Source organism: Methylobacterium indicum, from assembly GCF_001043895.1.
GTDB classification, from domain to species: domain Bacteria; phylum Pseudomonadota; class Alphaproteobacteria; order Rhizobiales; family Beijerinckiaceae; genus Methylobacterium; species Methylobacterium indicum.
This window is the reverse complement of record NZ_JTHF01000007.1, coordinates 1-19,395: the sequence shown is the minus strand read 5'-3', so window position 1 is coordinate 19,395 and position 19,395 is coordinate 1. Positions and strand designations below refer to the sequence as shown.

The 19,395-nt window shown below is 72.6% G+C and carries 7 protein-coding genes and 1 pseudogene; all 8 read right to left on the bottom strand.

The features are described from left to right. Nucleotides 1–47 precede the first annotated feature (47 nt). Nucleotides 48–1,265, bottom strand: coding sequence for a beta-ketoacyl-[acyl-carrier-protein] synthase family protein (locus QR78_RS00845; protein WP_048425587.1), 1,218 nt, complete (start codon nt 1,263–1,265; stop codon nt 48–50). Further along, nucleotides 1,262–1,585 carry an acyl carrier protein gene (locus QR78_RS00840; protein WP_048425586.1) on the bottom strand — a complete coding sequence of 108 codons (324 nt, stop codon included), beginning with the start codon at nt 1,583–1,585 and terminating at the stop codon, nt 1,262–1,264. Before QR78_RS00840 ends, QR78_RS00845 begins: the two co-directional genes overlap by 4 nt. Continuing rightward, nucleotides 1,582–3,042: a hypothetical protein gene (locus QR78_RS00835; protein WP_048425585.1), complete on the bottom strand. Its 1,461-nt coding sequence runs from the start codon at nt 3,040–3,042 to the stop codon at nt 1,582–1,584. Before QR78_RS00835 ends, QR78_RS00840 begins: the two co-directional genes overlap by 4 nt. A 4-nt stretch (nt 3,043–3,046) precedes the next feature. Further along, on the bottom strand, nt 3,047–6,946 hold the full coding sequence (locus tag QR78_RS00830) for a hypothetical protein (RefSeq protein ID WP_048425584.1): 3,900 nt from the start codon (nt 6,944–6,946) through the stop codon (nt 3,047–3,049). Nucleotides 6,947–6,953: 7 nt separating this feature from the next. Beyond that, nucleotides 6,954–7,916 (bottom strand): hypothetical protein, encoded by a 963-nt coding sequence (locus QR78_RS00825; protein WP_048425583.1) that lies wholly within the window; start codon nt 7,914–7,916, stop codon nt 6,954–6,956. Nucleotides 7,917–7,941: 25 nt separating this feature from the next. Further along, nucleotides 7,942–9,507: a hypothetical protein gene (locus QR78_RS33535; RefSeq protein ID WP_048425582.1), complete on the bottom strand. Its 1,566-nt coding sequence runs from the start codon at nt 9,505–9,507 to the stop codon at nt 7,942–7,944. Beyond that, nucleotides 9,504–19,094 (bottom strand): DUF6603 domain-containing protein, encoded by a 9,591-nt coding sequence (locus QR78_RS00815; RefSeq protein ID WP_048425581.1) that lies wholly within the window; start codon nt 19,092–19,094, stop codon nt 9,504–9,506. Before QR78_RS00815 ends, QR78_RS33535 begins: the two co-directional genes overlap by 4 nt. 59 nt (nt 19,095–19,153) lie before the next feature. Then, nucleotides 19,154–19,395: pseudogene (locus tag QR78_RS00810) on the bottom strand (hypothetical protein); the annotation flags it as partial.

The following is a 19,395-nucleotide window of genomic DNA, read 5'->3' as shown; positions in this document are numbered from 1 at the left end:
GGTGCGGGACCGGAACCACCCGGCGGCGCCATCTCCGGCCGCCGCCCTCAGATCCTCCTCAAGACGAGCACCGCGTTGAGCCCACCGAAGGCGAAGGCGTTCGACAGCGCGGCCCGGATCGGCCGCTCGCGCGGTACGTTCGGAACCACGTCGAGGTCGCAGTCCGGATCTGGGCCGAGATGGTTCACCGTCGGAGGAAGGACGTTCTCCCGTAGGGCGAGGAGCGTGGCCGCGAGCTCGATCCCGCCGACGCCACCGAGCGCGTGGCCGTGCAGCGACTTGGTCGAGGAGATCGCGAGCCGGCCGGCGTGGGAGCCGAAGGTGCGCTTGACCGCCTGGATCTCCTCCCTGTCGTTGATCCGGGTGCCGGTGCCGTGTGCGTTGATGTAGTCGATGTCCTCCGGGTTCAGGCCCGCATCGGCGAGGGCCGTACGCATGGCCTGGGCGGGTCCGGTCGCCGCGGGATGAACCATGTCCACCGCGTCCGCGCTCATGCCGACGCCCGCGAGCTCGGCCAGGATCGTCGCGCCCCGCGCGCGGGCGAGGTCGAGCGTCTCCAGCACGACCACGCCTCCGCCCTCGCCCAGCACCATGCCGCGGCGGTCGCGCGAGAACGGCCGGCAGGTGTCCGTTGCGAGGATGCGCAACGCATCGAAGGCCTTGATGTTGGTGTAGACGGCGTTCGCATCGCTTCCGCCGGCCAGCGCCCGGTCGGCGATGCCGTGCTTGACCATGAGGTAGGCCTGCGCGACGGCATGGTTGGAACTCGCGCAGCCGGTCGACACCACGATGGACGGCCCGCGGATGCCGTACTTCATCGACAGGAAGCCGACCGAAGCCTGGAGGTTGGTGCGCGGCACGAGCGTCGGGTTGCAGCGCGACTTGCCCTCGGCGAGGAAGCGGTAGGCCGCCTCCTCGCGCGCGTACTCGCCGCCCGCTCCGGTGCCCAGGGCGATCGCGGTCCGCTCCGGCACGAAGGTCGCGTCGGGCAGGCCCGCTTCCTCCATGGCCTCCTGCGCCGCGAGGAGGGCGTACTGCGCGTAAGGATCGCGTAGCAGGAGGTCGCCCTCCGCGAAATGGTCCGAGGGACGGTAATCCGGCACCGCGCCGAGGGGCACCGTGATCTCGTAGTCGCCGATCCGCCTGGTCGTTCGGGCGATGCCGGAGCGCGCCTCGACGATGCCACGCCAGAGGGCATCCTTCCCGATCCCGAGCGCCGACACGACGCCTGCGCCGGTGATGACGATGCGGCGGTCCCGGCTCATGCGGCGGGTCCCGCGCCGGAGGCCGATCCGGCGGCGAGAAGGCGCCCGACGACGTCGCAGGCATGGCCGTAGCTGTGCAGATCGTCGAGGTTGCGGTCGACGATCCGGATGTCGAAGAAATCCTCGATCTCGAAGACGATGGTGATGAGTTCGAGCGAACTGATCTCGAGATCGTCGAAGCGCGTGCCGCGCTCGAAGTCGGTGGCCGCGAGGGAAGGCTTCACCTTGCGGATCGCGGCGGCGACGCCGCCCTCGATGTAGGCCCGTTCCGGACCGGCGGGTCCGCTCGTGGATGCGTCGGGGGAGGATGTCTTGCTCATGGCTCGACCCGTGCTGTGTCGGTCGTTCCGGCACTGGTGGAGGACGACACGACGATCGTGGTCTTGTTCGAGATCGCGTGGCCGCTCGCGTCGGTCACGGCGAACTCGTAGATCGTGGTGGCGGCAGGGGACACCGTGGTGCCTCCCGTCTGCACGTCGCCGGACGGGGTGAGCGTCACCGGTGTCCCGTTCAGCGTGGCCGAGGCGGCGTTTCGGGTCTGCCATGACAGCGCGCAGGTTCCGCCCGGCGCCACGGCGGCGGGCGTGCCGCCGAAATACTCGATCGCCAGCCAAGGGCCGGGTCCGATATGGCGGACCAGCGGACCGCCCGCTCCGGTCGCGGTCAGCCGGTAGATGTTGGGCGCGACCCCGATCTGAGCGATCTGCTGCAACCCGTTCTGCACGACCGCCACCGGGAAGCTCGGCTCGGGCGGCTTCCTTGGAAATCCGAAGGACATGATCTCGACCGGCCGGAGCCGGACCTCCACCGTCTCCCGAGCCGGCTTGTCGCCCGGCCCGCGGTAGCCGTCGGCCGCCAGCGCGAAAACCACGGTCGGGGCATTCGGGTCCGTCGCCAAGGTGCTCGGCACGACGGCGAGGGAGCCGCTCGGTCCGACCTGGGGCGGGTAGGGACTGGGGGTGAGATAGACGCCGGTCGCGTAGTGCGTGGTCCAGGTCAGCGTCACGCCGTCCTGGTAGCCGATCGGCGGGAGACCCTGCGGTCCGAAGGTGATGGTGGGCCGGCGGGTCTCGACGTTCACCGTGGCCGATGCGCTCCTCTGATCGTCCGTATGGGCCGTGACCTGGAAGGTCGTCACCGGCACCTGCTCGGCGATGACGTTCCGGAACACCCCTTGGCTGACGAGGCCGGTGCAGTCCTGACGCAGGTTCCCGGGCATCAGAACGACGTAGGTCGCGCCGGTCGCGGTCCAGCTGACGCTCGTCGGCTGCCTGAGGCCGACATTCTGGGGATCGGCGGCACACTGGACGCTGAGCGAGGGCAGCGTCTTGGTGACCACCAGGGACGTGCCGGTGCGGGCCTTGCCGATCGACTCCGTGACCGGCAGCGAGATCGCCGTCGCCTGCTGGCCGCCCGTCCCGGTCTTGTTGATCTGCGCTCCGCTCACTTGGAACTGCAGGGCGGCGCCCGGCGCGATCGTCGTGGCTTCGAGGACGGCGACGACGAAGGTGCCCGGCTGGGCCTGCGGTTGCGCGAACACGAACCCGCTGGACAGGCTCGTCGTCCCGACCGTGGAATTGACGAGGAGGTCGGTGGCTCCCGGCCCGACCGGCATCTGCAGCCTGATCGTGTCGCCAGGCGCGAACGCGATCTCGCCCGCACCGGCGTTCGACGCGGTCAGCGTGAAGATGACCGTCGACCCGAAGGCGACCGTCGCCGGATCGATGGCGTATTGCAGGAGGGGACGGCTCGCGGCGTCCTGCGCTTCGGTCGTCATCTCGCTATCTCCGGCCGGTCGTGACAGGGCTTTTCAGGCTGCCGAGGGCGCCGCTCAGCTTGAGCCAGCCCTCGCGCAGGCTCGCCGGCGACGCGGGCAGCGTGGCGGTTTGGCCGGGCGTGGCGATCGTGTCGTCCTCGCGCCAGACCGACACGCCGCTGCGCTCGATCCACGACCAGTCGCCCGTCACGGCGGAGGGCAGCGGCATGCCGATCCGATCGGGATCCGTCAGCACCGGACCGGTGCGGAAGGTCACGAACATCGCGTTGAGCGCGCTCGCGATCGGACCGGGCGGCAGCGTCAGCGTGACGAGCGGCTGGATGCCGCTCACGACCGGTATCGATCCGCGCGGATCGACCAGCACGGTCAGGAAGACGGTCGACGTGCCGTCCGCCCGGACCGGGAAGGTGGCATCCTTGACGACGTAGTCGTCAGCCGCCCCGGAGGCCGGGGTCGCGCCGCCGGACAGGGCGGCGGCGAGCCGCTCGGGCAGAGGCCCGCTCCCGCGCCCGAGCGCCCGGCGCGCGAGGCAGAGGGCGGGATCGTGGCCGTTCGCGGCGTAGAAGCGGCTGTAATCGTCGCCGAGGAAGTAACCCGTCGCGCCGTTCTGATCGAGCCCGAAATCGCCGACCCGGATCGGGAAGGGCACGGTCTCGAAGCCGCGCGTGTTGCCCTGGCCGGTATCGGCCCAGGATTGGGCGGTGCTCGGCAGGCCGTCGAGTTCCAGCGTCAGGCCGACCCGCACCACCGCGATCGGCCGGCCCACCAGCACGGCGAGGTTGCCGCCGGTGGGCTGACCGAGCGGATCGGTGACCCAGAGCGTCAGGTCGATGGCGTCGAGGAGTGCGGCGAGCGCGTCGGCTTGGCTCGCGCCCCGCCGGGACAGGATGCCGTCGACGAAGCCCGCGAGGTGCGCGTTCGCGATCTGCGGAGGCGAGCCGAGCGGCAGATCCGTGCCCGGCACGGCGTCCCAGCGCACGGCCGCGCCGTTGTCGTTCCGGACGGTGATGAGCGCGCCGAGGTTGTTCCCGGCGGCGTCGAAGACGGTCAGGCTGTCGTCGAGGTGGTTCGGCATCACCCAGCCGCAGACGGGGCTCGTCGCGTCCGAGGAGTTGCTTCGGATCGCGTCGTCGTCGGATTGCAGGAAGCGGGCGTCGAGGCGCACGGGCTGGGTGACCCGCGGCGGCACCTGGATGGAGGCCTCGTTGCCCTTGCCCGGCGTCGCCAGGCTGTGGGCGATGAGCGGCTGGATGTTGCGGATCGTGCCCTCGGTGTCGATGACGCGCAGGATCTGCCCGAAGGCATCGACGATCCACAGCCGCTGGAGCGTGAGGTGCCCGGAGCGGATCGGGTAGAAGTTCGACTTGCCGTCGATCACCGGCTGATAACCCGCCGCCGTCTGCGCCAGCGCGGCTGCCGGGCTCGGGTCCAGCTTGATCACCGCGCTCCGGCGCATGAGCATCTGGTCGTTGAGGCCGCTGAGCGACTGCGTCAGCACGTCGAGATTGCTCAACTCGGCTTGCGCGCCCTGCAGCGCCGTGACCTCGAAATCCGGCAGCATGTCGAGGTTGGACGGCGCCGACAGGAAGGTGGCGAGCTGGCTCCCGAGCGCGACCGCCTGGTTTGGGGTCAGCACCGTGCGGCCCATGAAGGTGTCCTGGACCGCCGGGACCGCGGTTCCGTCCCATTGGTAGTCGAACCGGCCGAGGGTCCATCCACCGAGCATGCCGGCGAGGTCGCTCGGATCGCCGGGCGGGGTCTGGGCGTCCGGCGAGGGTACGGTCGGCGACCACCCGACCTGCCAGTCCATGAAGACCGGCGTCCAGGGCGGTGTCCATGCGTCGACCCCGACGGCCGCGGGCGGCACGCCGGTCAGCCCCGCCGCGGCGGCGAGCGCGAGGCCCGGCAGCACGGACAGGCTGTTGCCGGCGAAGGGCGCGGTCTGGCGTGCGGCGATGTCGGTCGCGACCGACTGCAGCTGCGCCGCGGTCGGGTTCGCGACGCCGGCCTTGGCGAGCGCCAGGGAGGCGAGCCAGGTCGCGTTGCCGGGATCGAGGAGCAGCGCCTCGACCCGGAAATCCGCCATCTCCTTCGGCACCGCGGGATCGGCCGGCGTGCCGAGCGGCGGTGAGAGATCGCCCGCCGCGAGGGTCACCGGCTGGGCGACGCCCGCGATGGTGACGGTGAGCGCGCGGATGGTCTGGCCGGTATAGCGCCCCGGCAGCTGGTCCTCGCCGTCGAACGTGCCCGGGGGCGACAGCTTCGTATCGAGGCCGGCGCCCGCCACCAGGATGACGGGGTCGACGGGAGCCATGTAGCGCGGCTGGTCGATGCTGCTCAGGGTGTAGGCGGCTGCCGCGCCGGGGCCGGGATCGGCCGGCGGTGCGAGCGCGGCGGTCAGGGTGCCCTGGAGCGCCGCGATGTCGTCCTGGAGCGTCGCCGCCCGCGCGGTGCCGGTCGGGATCAGGCCGGTTGTCGGGTCGGACAGGCGCTCGACGTATTTCTCCACCTGGCTCCGGATCGCGACGGTCTGGCCCGCATCGTTCTGCTGCTTCCACAGGGCGGCGAACAGGTCCTGGCGCCAGCTGTCGATCACCGCGTTGAGCGCGTCGAGCGCGGCCTGCTTCGCGTTGAGCTGCGTGAGGAGTTCCGTCGCGTGCGGATCGAGCGGCACCGTCGCGTTGCCGCCGAGCGAGTCCGCCGGGTTCCTCTGCGCGTCCGTCGGCCGCTGGACCACCCAGACCTTGCCGGCGTAGCCGCTGCCGAACCGCTGCGCGTGCGTGGCGGTCTCGAACTTCGCCGGGTCGGTGGCGAATTCGAGCGCGAGGTTGTTGCGCAGGGCGAGGAGCAGCTTCTCGATCATCTCCTCTGTGTTGGAGGTGCCGACCGTGCTGGCGAGCCAGACGGCGAGGGCCTCGCCGCCGTTGCTGCCCACCGCCACCGCAGGCGGGGTGCGGCCGCCGGTGCTGCCGTAGGTCGGGTAGGCGACCCCCGTGCCGTTCCACGCGATGCCGTGGATCATCGCGTGGCACAGCACCTGGGCTGGGTCCGCGCGCTGCGCCGGCGTCGCGCCCGGACCGCCGCTCACGGGGTTCGCGGCAAGCCAGCTCGCCCAGGCCGCCTCGCCCGTCGCGACGTCGGTGGCGGTCGTCCATCCGAGTGCCGCGAGGATACCCTCCCACTGGGCCTGGCTCGTGAAGCCGTCCGGCGTGCCGGCGGTCTTTCCGAACAGCGGGTCCTCGTCCGGATTGGCGTACCAGCCGAGGATCGAGTACGCGTACGTCCCCTCGTCGCCGTCGCCGAGCGGGTCGGAGAAGGCGAAGACGCTGCCGACATTCGCGAAGACGGCCGCGTAGGACAGGTTCGCGGGTGCCACCGCGGTGAGGAAGCCGGATTGCGGGGCGGCGCCGGTCCAGCTGCCGAGCGGGGTGATGAGGCCGATCTTGGTGAACGAATCCGGCTTGTCGGGATTTGGATAGTAGTTCGCGCCGCCGGTCCCGAGATAGTCGGATTGCACGACCCAGCCGGTCAGGACCGGAGGGCTGCCCCCGGTGCCGGCCTTGCTGCGCGTGACGAGCCACCGGTTCGGCGCGAGCGGGAAATCGACCGTGCCGCCCGTTCCCTGCTGCTGGCCGCTGCGCAGCGCCGAGGGCAGCGTCCACATCAGGTTGACGCCCAGACCGGGTCCCGTGCCTGCCGGCAGGGCCTGGAACGGCTGAGGCGCCGGATCGGCGCCGACCACCATGTTCTGATACTGGTACCCGGTCGCCGCCCAGGTGCTGCCGAGGTTGGGGGCTCCGACCAGCAGGGCCTCGGGAAACATCGGGATGAGCAGGCTCGGCCCGGCCCAGGTCGGGTTCACGATGGTCGGGTTCACGATGGTCGAATTCGCGATCGTCGCCATGGCGGGCCTACCCGGAGGACTTTGCCGCCGGGGCGGACGGGGCCGCGGGCGGGGATTGTTGCGGCTGGAACGGCTGCAGCCCGGCGGACTGCACCATCTGGATGGCGAGCTGGGCGCTCGAGATCGCGGCGGTACCGTCGGGCAGCGCCTTGTCGGCCACGAGCGCCGCGAGCAGCGCCGCGGCGGTCTGCTGCACGTTGATGACGCTGCCCGGTGCGTTTCCGCCGCGCTGGACGGTCGGGCATTGCTGCGTGCCGATCTGCGTGCCCGCCTCGGCCCCGCCGACGTGGCGCAGCGTGACCTGGTACGTCCCGCCGCTCGCCTCGACGACGCCGAAATGCATCGTCTCGGTCGGTTGCTTCACCACGACCTCGACCGGCAGCCCGTTCAGCAGGCACAGGAGGATGTCCGGGGCCAGCCGTTCGAAGCGCAGCGGTGGGACGAGCGAGTTCCCGGCGGCGTCGGTCGCCGCGACCTCGAGGCCGGGCCAGCCCGACACCACGGCCGAGCGCAGGAGGAAGCCGGTGATCGGGCCTGCCGGCGCCGCTGCCGGCGCTGTGTCCCGCTTGAGCAGCCTCGCCCGGACCGACGGCGCCGCCAGCGCCGCCTGCCGGACGAGCGGCTCCAGCGCCGCATAGGTCGACAGCTCGTCCACGGTCGAGGCGACGCCGACGCTCGCCGCTCCGTCGATCAGGCGATTGGTCCAGTTCTGGTCGAGGAAGAAGAACCGGATCGACTCCGGCGGCAGCATGCCGGCGACCGGCACCAGGTACTCGAACGGCAGGCCGTAGAGCAGCATCAGCTCGGCGAGCCACCGGACCGCCGCGGTCGGCGGCGCCGGCATCGCGGCGGGTGGTGCCGCCGCGGCGGTCATCGCGGTAGGCGTCCGCGTCGTCGGCACCCCGGCGCGAGCGGCTGCGAGCGACAGGAGGTCGGCGAGGTACTGCTGGGGCTTCAGCGTGGCCGTCATGCCGCGCGCCTCCGCGTGGTGGGCATCATTGCGGTTCCTTGAGCAGGCGCCGGGCGAGGCCGGCGAGCGGATCCTCGCCGCTCGCCAGGAGGTCGGCGAATTCCGCGTCCGGCAGCTTTCCGGGCAGCAGGCCGTCGCCGCGCTGCGAGCGCAGCGCGACCTTCGGGCATGCGGGCACGTTCGCCTCGCCAGCCGCCGCCCGCGCATCCGCCGCCTGGTTGACGAGCTGGACGACGGCCTGCCGCACCGCGACCGCGGGCGCCGGGGCGGAAGACGGGCCTGCCGTCGGGGCGGCGAGCGCCTGCAGCGCCGGGTGGTCCGGGAGGCGTCCGGCGAGGCTCATCCGCTTCGCTTCGCTGCAGTTGGACCTCTGCAGGTCGCGCCGCCACGCCATCATCGTCCGCGCGAAGCTCGCGTCGGCGAGCGCCAGCAGCCGCCCGATCTGCCACGCGGCGGCGTAGGACGCGTCGAACAGGCCGGTCTTCGGGTCGTAGCGGATCGCCGCGTCGCCGAACGCCACGGGGCCGACGGCAGCCGGATCGGTCGGGACCGGCGCCAGCGGGCCGCGGTACCAGGACGTGGTGCCTTCGCCGGCCCGCGTGTTGTTCGCCAGCGGCGCGAAGCCGATGTCGAGCGCCGTCCGGGCGATCCCGGCATCGTCCGCGCCGAAGGCGCCATGCGGGTACTGAAGGAGCCCGACCCCGCCGCGCCGCGGCAGCGCCTGCATGAGTTCGCTGAAGCTCGCCTGATGGGCCGCCGCGGTGAAGCCCCAGCTCGCGAGGACGGGAAGCCGGATGGCGTCGCAGCCCGTCGGGCCCGTCGTGCCGGCCCCGGCGTAGCTCGGCAGGTGTGCGGCGTGCCCTTCGAGGGAGACCAGGAGGACCGTGTAGGCCTCGCTCCGCGTGCGGCCCGAGGGTACGAGACGGTTGCCGATCACGACCGCGTAGACGCCGTTCTCGTTGATGCCGAGGATCTCCTTGCCGTCGGTGTTGATCTCGCGCGCATGCGCGAGGTACGGCACCTCGGCGAGGGTCGGGGCGATCCCGGTCCAGGCCGCGATCGGCAGGTCGATCGCGTTCAGCTTGCCGGCGAGGTCGCCGGGGGTGAGGCTCGCCGCGGGAATCGCGGGCGCAAGGATCGTCTTGCCCGGGGCTTGAGTCGGGGTGAGCAGCTCGGTCACGGTGATGGCCGCGGGCGCCGCGCCCGCCAGTTCCTCGGCGGTGAACGACAACAGCGCGAGCCAGGGCGTGCCGGCCGTGGCCGGTGCGGTCGCGTCGATGGAGCGCTCCCACGGCAGCGTCGCGCGCGAGAGCACGATGTGCGGCATCGTGTCGGTGAAGTTGCCCGCGGCGTTCGCCGGGGGATAGACCGACTGCACCTGGTCGGGCGGGAGCGTGAAGCGCGGACCCTGGACCCGGAAGTCCTGCGCGCCGGTATAGGGCGCGATCGGTTCCGTGCCGACGCCATGCACCTGCTGCGACCAGTGCAGCTGGTACGTGCCGTCGGAGAGCGGCGGCAGGCGGGCGTCGTAGAACTTGATCTGGCCCGGCGCGAGCGACGCGCCGGTGCCGAGGGGAATGTCGTTGGTCATGGCGAGGGCCTCGCTCCCGGTGGCGTGGATCGAACCGAGATGTGCGCCACCGGCGGCGACGTCTCGCCGACCGCGACGCCGTAGCCGGCCAGGGCGACGCCGCTCCACCGCGCCGCGACGCCCTGCGCCGCGAAGCCCTGCGCCGTCGTGGGCGGCAGGCCGTGGACGCCCCGCAGCACGGCGGCGTCGGCCGCGAGGGTCCTGACGACCACCTGCCCGGTGACGCCGGCTTCCCGCGAGGGCACGTCGAACAGCAGGACGAGGCCGTCCACGGCGGTCAGCGTGCGGCTCGGCGCGAGCGGCGCCTGGTCGAGCGCGCAGCCCTGCCGGCCGACCCGCACCGCGACCGCCGCCGGATCGCCTGCGCGGACGAGCACCGCAACGGTCGCCACCGTCGCCGGCAGGACGGTGTCGATCCATCCGGCCCTGATCCCGGCGCGCGTCTCGATGCGGTTCTGCGCGATCACGTCGGTCATCCGCACGGTGCCGATGCGCGACTTGCGCCGGTCCGCCGAGTAGCGCGGAGGCGCCTGCGGACGGACCACGCAGCCGTCGCCGAGGAAGGTGGCGAAGCTCACGCGCGTGAGGCAGGTATCGGCCTGCCAGCCGACCGGCTGATCGGCGGCCCCGTCCGGGACGCCTTGCAGGCTCACGACGGCGGTTCCCGCGGGAGCGGCGTGCGCGGGTGCCCCGGGTACCAGGAGGTCGTCGGAGAGCGGGAGGGAGTCGGCGTCGAAACAGAGGGCGCGCACCGGCAGGGTGCCGCTCACCTGCAACTGCGTCACGGCGGAGGGCACCACGCTGCAGATCGAAACCCCGCCTTCGCCGAGACGCAGGTTCAATCCGCCGGGATCGGGAACCTGCGGCCCGAGGAAGCTCGACAGCAACGCCGCGTTGGGCCGGGCTCCGTCGTACGACGTCGCGGCGAACAGCGCTTCCGGCGCCTCGACCCGCGCGAGGGCATGCGCCACCGCGGGGGCGGCGGGCTGCGCGATCCGATAGCGGCGCACGGCGCCGAGGAGCTGCGGTCCGCGGGTGCGGGCGCTCGCGACGGCGGGAGCGCGCGCGGATGCGGCCGGGGCCGGGGCCGCCACGGGCGCGGGCGCGGCGCCGGCGAGGGTCTCGGTCACGTCCGCGAGCGTCGGCGGCGCCTGGTAGAGCGCCCAGGCGGCCGCGGCGATGACCGAGAGGTCGGGATCGGCGACGACGGGAATGCCCTGGCCGCGCAGCGCGGCGAGGATCCGGTTCCGCGCCGGCACCGTGGTGCCCGCGTCCATGATCGTGCTCATCAGCCTGGCGAGGGCGCCGGCCTGATTCATCGGCGCCGCCGCGGGCACCTTGGGCGCACGCCAGAAGGGGAGGTCGAGCGGCGGCAGCCGCGTGGCACCGAAGGCCTCGAGGAGGTCGATCGGCCCGATGCCGCCGACCACGACGTCGGCCACGGCGGCGATCTGGACCCCGCGCACCGCGCCCGGCACCAGCAGGGCGCCCCCGTCGGGCGGGTTGGCGGGATCGAAGGGCGCCTGCGACCACAGCGCCTTCGGGGCGCTGCCGGTGACGGCGGTCAGCGCGAAGGCCGCCGGCGGCAGCGCGACGGCGCTGCCCGTGTCGACGCTGCCGTCGGAAGCGACGGTGTAGATCGTGAGCTGCAGCGGCGTCGCCACCGACTGGGCGCTGCACGGCTGCACCCCCATCGCCGGACCGTCCGGCAGGGCGTCGCCCGTCCAGGCCTGGAGCGCGCTCGCGGTCGCCGGGATGGCGGTGTCCACCTCGAGGGTGAACGGGATGCTCTGGACCACCCAGCGGTTCACCGCGACGCCGTCCCGCGTGATCGTCTCGGTCCCGAGCAGTCCCTGCGGAATCTTCGCCGTGAGGGGCTGCGCGGCTGGGGCAGGGGCAGGGACTGGGGCGAGGACCGGGGCCGGATCCGCCGCGGCCGCCAGCAGCGCGCGCTCCGGCCGCCCGCCCGGCGCATCCGGGGCGGGCGGCAGGAAATTCGCCGCGAAGGCGTCCCAGTCGAGGGTCGGCGGCGCGTCGCCCGCGGTGCCGATCGGGATCGTGAAGGAGATGATGTACCAGTGGACGGTGACGGAGCCGCCGACCGGCGGTCCTTGCAGGTGCAGGGTCGCGCCGAGTTCCGCCTTGAGCGTGATCGTGGCGCCGAGGATGTCGGTGCGGAACTCGACCCCGACATCGACCCCGATATCCGCCGTGAAGAAGAACGGCTTCCACATAATCAGGAGGTCGGCGCCCGCGTTGAGCCACGCGCGCAGCGGACCGGCCTCGAACAGCACGTTGAGCGAGCCGCCCGCCATGATGGCGGAGGGGGTCAGCGCGAAATAGGCGCCGCCGCTGATGCTCACCGGGCCGAGCGGCCAGTTGAAGCCCAGGCGCGGGACGTCCGGGTACCACGTCGGCTTGACGAAGGCCGGATGATAGCCGCCGAGCGTGATCACGAAGTCGCCGGGGCCGGGGCCCGCCGCGCCGGTCTGCGGGGGGTCGTACCAGAGGAAGGCCGCGAAGCCGCCGGTCAGGCGGCAGACGGGGGCGAACAGGTAGGAGTTCGGCGTCAGCTGCGCCTGCACCGAGATCACGCCCTCGTCGGGCTTGAACGAGATCAGGATGCCGAGCTCGATGTAGGTGAGGCTCTGGGCCTTCGGCACCTTCGGCGGCAGGGTTGCCGCGGTCACGCCGACGAGGTCGATCTCGAAACTCTTGCCAAACTTCACGAACAGCAGCGCGAAGGTGTCGAGCAGCTCGAAACTCGTGAAGCGGAGGCCCGCGCAGATCCAGTACTGCCCGACCTCGGGGTAGACCACGGTCGAGAGCTTTTGCAGCGCGGTGTCCGGCTTGGCGCCGGCTCCGCCGAAGTAGGATGACGAGATGGCGCCCTGGACGAGCGGAAACTGCTGGATGTCGCCCGGCTGCGGCAGCGTGATGTTGCGGTTGTAGGCGAACCCGAAGGCCAGCCCGGTGACGAAGAACGCGGGCGGCCCGCCGAGCGGCGCGTTGAGGTTGACGAAGGCGAAGAAGGACTGCGCCTTCCGGTCGCCGCCCGGATCGAGGGACAGCTCGGCGTAGGAGGCCAGACCGAGGAGCGAGAAGCCGCTCGCCTTGACCAGAACCTCGCCGTCGTAGCTGACGACCTCCATCTCGTCGGCGGTGAAGACGGATTTCAGCAGCCCGCCGCTCAGCTCGACACCGCCGCCGTTGAAGCTCACGTCGATCCCCGCGAGATCGAGCGAGTAGGCGCCGTAATCCGTCGGGTTGGTGACCGGGATGCCCACCGCGAGCCGGTCGAGGTCGACCTCGAGCCCGGCGAGCGCGACGTTGCCGTCGAACAGCACGCTTGCCACCTTGGTGCCCTGGTTCCAGCCGACGCCGATCTGATTGGCGTGCAGCGGCCCGAAGCTGCGCTGCACCGGAATCCAGATCTGCTCGGCGGGTTGGCCGTCCTCGCCGATCAGCCCCACGTCGAGCGTGCCGCTCTCCTTGAAGTGGCCGTAGGCGATCGCGGCTGAGAAGCCCGGGTTGGCGGCTGGGTTGTCCTTGGCCGGCGAGTCGCCCGACCCCGAGCCGAGCAGGTTCTGGGCGACCGGGTTGGTGCTCGCCCCGGGCACGGCGGTGTTGGGCGCGAGGGCGATGCCGATCGTGTCGAGGTCGATGGCGCCGCCCCAGGCGGTCACCGGGCTGCTCCCGTTCGCGAAGTCGAAGTCGATGAGCGCGCGCGGCTTGATCCCCTGCAACGTGAAGCGGCTCATGTCGACGAGCGGCTTGCCCGCACTGCCCGCGAAGTCGACGCCGATATTGACGAGGTGCAGCTTCATGCCGGCGAATTGCGGAGTGTCGTCCGGGACCGGCACGTAGAGGCCGATGCCGGGCGTCGCAGCGCCCGACCCGCCGGCCTTCGCGATCCAGCCCGTATCCGCCGCGCCGAGCTGCACGGTGAACCGGCCGTCCTGCCCGACCTTCAGGTCCGGCACCGCGACGGAGAGGCCGTAGGCGCCGGTCGCGCCCGGCTGCGGCCCGATCCAGATCCCGCCGCTCCCGTTGATCGTGAGGACCTTGATCGTCGTTCCGAGCAGCGTCTTGATGAAGCGGGCGAAGAACGTGTCGACCGTCAGCTGCTGCAGGTTCGCGAAGCTGTTGAGCGCGTATTTCTTCGTCTGCGGGTCCTGCGTCAGCAATTGCGACGCGACGAGTACTTGGCCGGGCGCCGGGCCGACCGGGCCGGTGTCGTCGGAGAACAGCTGCGCGTTCAGCCACTGCGACACCGTCGAGGTGTTGAGCACGACGAGCGAGACGTAGCGCGGCAGCACGTTGAGGAGGATCTGGAGCGCCCAGGCCTCGGCCTTTCGCGCGATCGCCTGGGCGTCGGTCTCGCCGAACGGCTTGGGCAGGAGCGGCGCGTAAAGGGGGCTCTGCCCCGCGCCGCCGAGCGGATCGACGCCCATCTCGAAGCCCTGCGCCCCGAAGGCGATCGAGAGCGCCGGGCCCTGGCTGCCCTCGACGGGCGCGATCAGGCTCGCGCCGAGCGTGAAGACCGGCGTGCCGAGCCCGTCCCCGTCGAGCGCCACGCCCAGCCCGCAATGGCTGAGCGCGATGTCGACGAGCGGGATCGGCGGCGGCGCGAGGTCGATCCACAGCCCGAGCTCGGTTCCGTGGTTGCCCAGGGAGATCGTCAGCGGCAGGTCGGCCGAGAGCTTCGGTGCGTAGACGAGGAGCCCGTCCTTCGCCGTGGCGCCCGGCACGACGCCGTCGAGCAGGGTCGTCACGGCCGTGACCGTCGCCGCGGCGTTCGCCCCCGACATCCGGGCCCGCAGCCAGTCGAGCGCCGCCGCCGCGACGGCGTCCGGACCCGAGGTCGAGGCGTTCACCAGCGCCGTCACGAGGCCCCTCACGCCGAGGCTGCTGCCCGCAGCGCGCAGCTTCGTCGCGAACGAGGTTGCTCCGGTCCCCGCGAGCCCGGTGAGCAGCTTGTCGGTCAGCTCGGCGACGAGCGTCGGGACGGCCGCCTGCCCCGCCTGCGTGACCAGCGTCTGCCAGCCCGGGAACGGCATCAGCGTCAGCGTCGGCTGGCCCGTCCCGGCAAAGCCCGCCGACAGGGAAAAGCCCCCGTCGTAGCCGCCGACGAGCGCGAGACGGCTGCTCTCGACGGCGCCGGATACCGCGAAGGCGCCGCTGAAGCCGGGGTTGAAGGCCGTCCCGAGACTCACCGCGAAGCTCAGCCTGTCGACCTGCGCCCCGCCGGCCGAGAGCGCGACCGGCGCGGTGATCTCGGGCTTGACGCTGAACAGGTTCGCCACGGTGTCGGCGAGGAAGCTTACCTGGAGACCGTAGGGGAGCCCCGTGAGGGCGACGCCGCCGGTGACCGGCGTAACCGCGATGCCGACGGTCGAGGTGGCGGCGGGGATGGCCGCGAGCACGGTCGCCACCTGGGCGACATTGAGATCCCCGTTCCGCCCGACGACCGCATCGGACAGGAGCCAGCCGAGCGGATCCTGGAACAGGCCGAGCGGCGAGCGCATGTGCCAGACCCCGCTCAGCGGATCCCGGCCGGCGAGGCCGAGCGCGGCGAAGACGGCCTGGGCGAGCGGGTAGGGCTGCAGCAGCTTCGGGTCGACCACCCCGGTGACGAAGGTCGATAGCGCGTAGGCCGGGGCGATGCCGGCGAGGTCGGCGACGAAGCTCTGCGCCTCGAAAGGATAGAAGGTGAGGGGAGGGGGCGCGGGCAGGATGCCGTCGCTGAAGCCGAGCGCGGCCGTGACCTGCGGGGCGAGGCTGCCGCCCGAGACCGTGCCGCTCGCGGCTGCGAGCAGCGAGATCCCAACCTGCGGGTTGCGCAGCTGGAGGTCGAGGGCCAGCGTCCCGGCCCGCAGGTCGAGGGCGAGCGAGCCGGAGACGTCGAGCATTCCGCCGACCGAGACCGGTGCGGCCGCCGGTACTGCGAGCGTGGCGAGGCGCGCCTGCTCGACCGTGAACGCGAAGGGGCCGACGGGCGCGCGGACGAGGCTCTGGCCGTAGGTGCTGACGAGCGCGGCGAGCGTCCCGGGGTCGCCGAAGAGGGCGGAGAAGCGCCGGGAGATCGTCCCGAGCGGATCCGACAGGAACGCGAGCCAGGCGGCGGGTACCGGCGCGTAGCCCGTCTCCGGCCCGGTGAGCAGGCCGAGCGCCGCCCCGAGGTCGAGGAGCCCGGCGGGGATCTGCGGCGGCGCGACGCCGACGAGTCCGCAGAGCAGGCCGAATGTCCTGGCGCGCAAGCCCGCATCGGCCAGCACCGCCTCGAAGCCCGTCGCGAGGAAGCCCGCAGGGTCGGCGAGCAGGGCGAGCCAACCGCCCGGATTGATGCCTTGAGGCGCGCCGGGGAGCGCGAGGCCCATCCCGGCCAGCACGTCGTAGACGGCCGCGAAGGTCGGATTGACGGCGGCTTCCGCGAGAACCGGTGCGAGCGCGAGGTTGAGCTGCGCGGCGAACTGGTCGGCGAGCAGCGGCGCTGCGTCGGCGGCCGGCAGGTCGAGCCGCTGCGCCGCCGGGAAGCCGGCGAGCGCGGCGTCGAGCAGCGTCACGACCGGCACCACGACGAGCCTACCGGAGCGGAGCCCGAGCGAGCAGCCGATCTGCAGGGCACCGAGCGAGCCTGCCCCGGTGTCGTTCAGCTCGTCGATCAGCTTGCCGCCGCCCGCGCCCGTGAAGGTCGTGACGACCGAGCAGCCCGGCAGGCCGACCCGACCCGGCGGCGTCCCCGCCGCGAGCGCGAACTCCCGCAGGGCTATGCTGAAGGTCGTGGCCGCCGTCAGCGCCGCCGACGGCGCCGCCGCGATCGTCCGCCCGACCCCGAGCCCGACCGAGGGCACGGTCGCATCGGTCCAGACCGCGAGGTCGAACGGCAGCGGCAGCCCAACCGGCACGAGGAACGGCGTGCCGAAGCCGCCGTCGCCGGCGAGCGCGGGCACCGGCCCGGTCGGCCCCGCCGCGGCCCAGGCCACGAGGGTGAGCGCCGCCCGCGCCCGCTCCGCCGTCGCGAAGACCTGCGCGAACTGCCCCTTCACGTCGCCGAGCGGGTCGCTGAAACTCGCCGGCGTCAGCACCGGCATCCCGGCCGGCCAGGAGAGGCCCGCCGGCATCGCGCCCGCGAGGTCGGGCAGCAGGCCGAGCACGCCGTCGAGGGCGAGGCCCGCACGCGTGCCGCTGCGGTAGGCCGCGACGCCGAGGAGCCGCGTCAGCAGCGGCGCGAAGGTCGCGGCAGAATCGGTGACGAGGCGTTCGAGCTCCTCGGGCTCGCTGAAGTCCATGTCGGTGCCGACCGGCATGGACGTGCCGTCGAGCACGACGGCGGGGGCGCCGACATGCATCGACCAGTCCCAGCCGACGGCACGGTCCCAGCGGACCGAGAACGCGGTCGAGCCCACCGACAACGCCGCTCCCGCGACCGGCGGCGTCCCGACGCCGTCCGGCAAGCCGAGCGCGACGCTAAGAGCGGGGACGACCTGGGCGCCGGTCGGCATATGCGCCGCCGTGTCCATGTCGAGGGCGAGGAGGTCGAGCGATCCCGAGAGGTCGATTCGAGGCCCCGACGGGATGGTCAGCGACGGCGTGAGGACGAGTCCGAGCACGAGCGCCGACTGGTTCGGCGCGGCGAGCGCCTGCGTGTAGGCACTGAGCGACACCGGCAGCGTCCCGATCGCCAGCGGCGCGAGCCAGGGATCGGCCACGGTGCCGCTGCCGCTGACCGCCGGGGCGGGCGCGCCGGCCTGCAGCAGCAGGTTCGCCATCGCCTGCATGACGTAGGTGAACGCGACCTGGCCACCGACCTCGATGCCGCCGAACAGCAGCTTGCCGTAATAGGCGCCGAGCGCTCCGGCCGGATCCTGCAGCGTACTGGGCAACTGCGTCGCGCTGAAGGGCGGGGCGAGTTCGCCCGGCCAGGGCGCGCCGCCGGTGACGGGCGGCACGACGCCCACCAGCACGGCGGCGAGATGCCCGAACGAGGCCGGGCCGCCGGTTCCGAACAGCGTGGCGAGCTCGTTCTGGATCAGCGTCTGTAACTCCTCGAGCGCCTGCTGGACCAGCGTCCCGGGCTGCAGCAGGTCGAGGGTCTGGTAGGTGCCGTTCGGCGTGGTCACGGCGTCGAGGGCGAAGCTCGGCACCACGGTCGGCGCGCCGCGCGCCTCCGTCAGCGAGAGACCGGCGCCGAGCGCGCCGAAGCTGTAGCTGCCGCCCGCGATGGTTCCGGCGAAGAGCGGCTGCCCGCCGATGCCGGTCAGCTGGATCGCGGCGTCGAACTGCAGCGAGGTCGGCCCGAGCGAGGGGTTGCCGGGCGCGAGCACGAACTGTCCGAGCTCGAGATCGGCCGCTGCCACGACCTGCGCGCTCGCGCCGAGCGGCACCGGGTCGGCCGCGAAGGAGAGCCCCGGGTAGAAGCTGCGCACGCCGTTCGCATCGACGCTGCTCGCCGCCGTGAGAGCGAGCGTGCCGACGTCCCCGACCGTGAGCAGGGGCAGCGCGAAGGGTGCGGCGCGGGTCCCGGAGCCACCCACCGAGGCCGGCGAGGCGCCGACGAGGCCGGCGACGCAGCCGAGCCAGGAACGGGTCAGCGCCGGGTCGGCCAGGAGCGCGCCGAACCAGTCCATGACGGGCTGGACCGGGTCCTTCCGGGCGACCGCGAGGGAGACGATCTCGTCCCAGCGGAGCAGGGGCAGCGTCGCCTGGCCGTCGGGCGCGACGGGCGAGAGCCCGATCGCGGGCAGGAGGTAGGGCACCTCGGGCTTGCCCGTCACCGCGGAGAGCGCGATCGATCCGAGCGTGGCCACGGTGCTGATGAGGTCGCTCGCCGGGATCAGGGCGAGGTCCGCAAGCGAGCGGTCGGACGGCACGGCGTCGGTCGGCAGCTTGAGCTGCGTGATGACGAGCGAGAGGTCGACGGAGGGCGCCGCCACGTCGACCGCGGCGGTGGCCTTCACGCCGTCGAACGACAGTCCTTGGGCGTCGATGATCGGACCGCCATCCGCCGCCGTGATCGCGATGCCGAGCGTCACCGGATACTGATGCTGGCCGAGCGTGAGCGACAGCGCCCCCCGACCGACCTTCAGGATCGGCAACGACCCCCACAGGCTGACCTGGATCGCGGCCGGCCCGACCGCGGCCTGCACGCCTTCGGCCGCCGCCTGCATGCTCGCCTCGTACAGCACGCCCAGGCCGAACACCTGATCGGTCGGGGGTCCCTCGGCGGGCTCCGGGTAGGTCACGAGGTAGAGGCCGCTCGGAGCGCCGCTCTCCGGCTTGTTGATCGGTGCCCAGGTGCCCAGGCTGCCCGGGTTCCTGACCGGGATGCCGAGCGCGTGCCCGCCGACCTGGCCGAGGAGCTGCGTCAGCAGCGACGCCAGCTCCGGCCCCTGCGTCTTCAAGGCCTCGCTGACGTTGCCGAGCGGATTTTCGAACCACGCGGGATCGACCTCGTAGAGGCCCGACCCCGGGCTCCTCTCGCGCAGCAGGCCTACCGCGACGGCCAGCGACAGCACCGGCGCATCGAGCGTGCTCCCGCTCACCTGGATCGGTGAAGAGGCCGCGGCGAGGACGTGCTGGCTCATGGCGATTCCGATCCGATAGCGAGTGCTGTCGCGGCGCTGGTCACGGCCGGGCGCGGCCTTCAGCCGCGCTGAGCGATGGTGACCGTGCTGGGGATGCCCGCCGTTCCCGGGGTGCCGGTCGCCCCCGGGGTGCCCGGCCGCCCGTCCGGCTGCCCCGCCCCGGCGAGGCCGCCCGCGCCCCCGGCTCCGCCATGGCCGCCGACGGAGACGTGCTCCTGCACGACGAAGGTTCCTCCATCCGGGCCGAGCCGCTGATAGGTGATGGTCACGGTGCTCCCGTTGCCGCCGCTGCCGCCCGGGC

Excerpts from the sequence above, each read along its gene's own strand:
- QR78_RS00845 (WP_048425587.1), bottom strand. The coding sequence starts at position 1,265 with ATGAGCCGGGACCGCCGCATCGTCATCACCGGCGCAGGCGTCGTGTCG.
- QR78_RS00840 (WP_048425586.1), bottom strand. The coding sequence starts at position 1,585 with ATGAGCAAGACATCCTCCCCCGACGCATCCACGAGCGGACCCGCCGGT.
- QR78_RS00835 (WP_048425585.1), bottom strand. The coding sequence starts at position 3,042 with ATGACGACCGAAGCGCAGGACGCCGCGAGCCGTCCCCTCCTGCAATAC.
- QR78_RS00830 (WP_048425584.1), bottom strand. The coding sequence starts at position 6,946 with ATGGCGACGATCGCGAATTCGACCATCGTGAACCCGACCATCGTGAAC.
- QR78_RS00825 (WP_048425583.1), bottom strand. The coding sequence starts at position 7,916 with ATGACGGCCACGCTGAAGCCCCAGCAGTACCTCGCCGACCTCCTGTCG.
- QR78_RS33535 (WP_048425582.1), bottom strand. The coding sequence starts at position 9,507 with ATGACCAACGACATTCCCCTCGGCACCGGCGCGTCGCTCGCGCCGGGC.
- QR78_RS00815 (WP_048425581.1), bottom strand. The coding sequence starts at position 19,094 with ATGAGCCAGCACGTCCTCGCCGCGGCCTCTTCACCGATCCAGGTGAGC.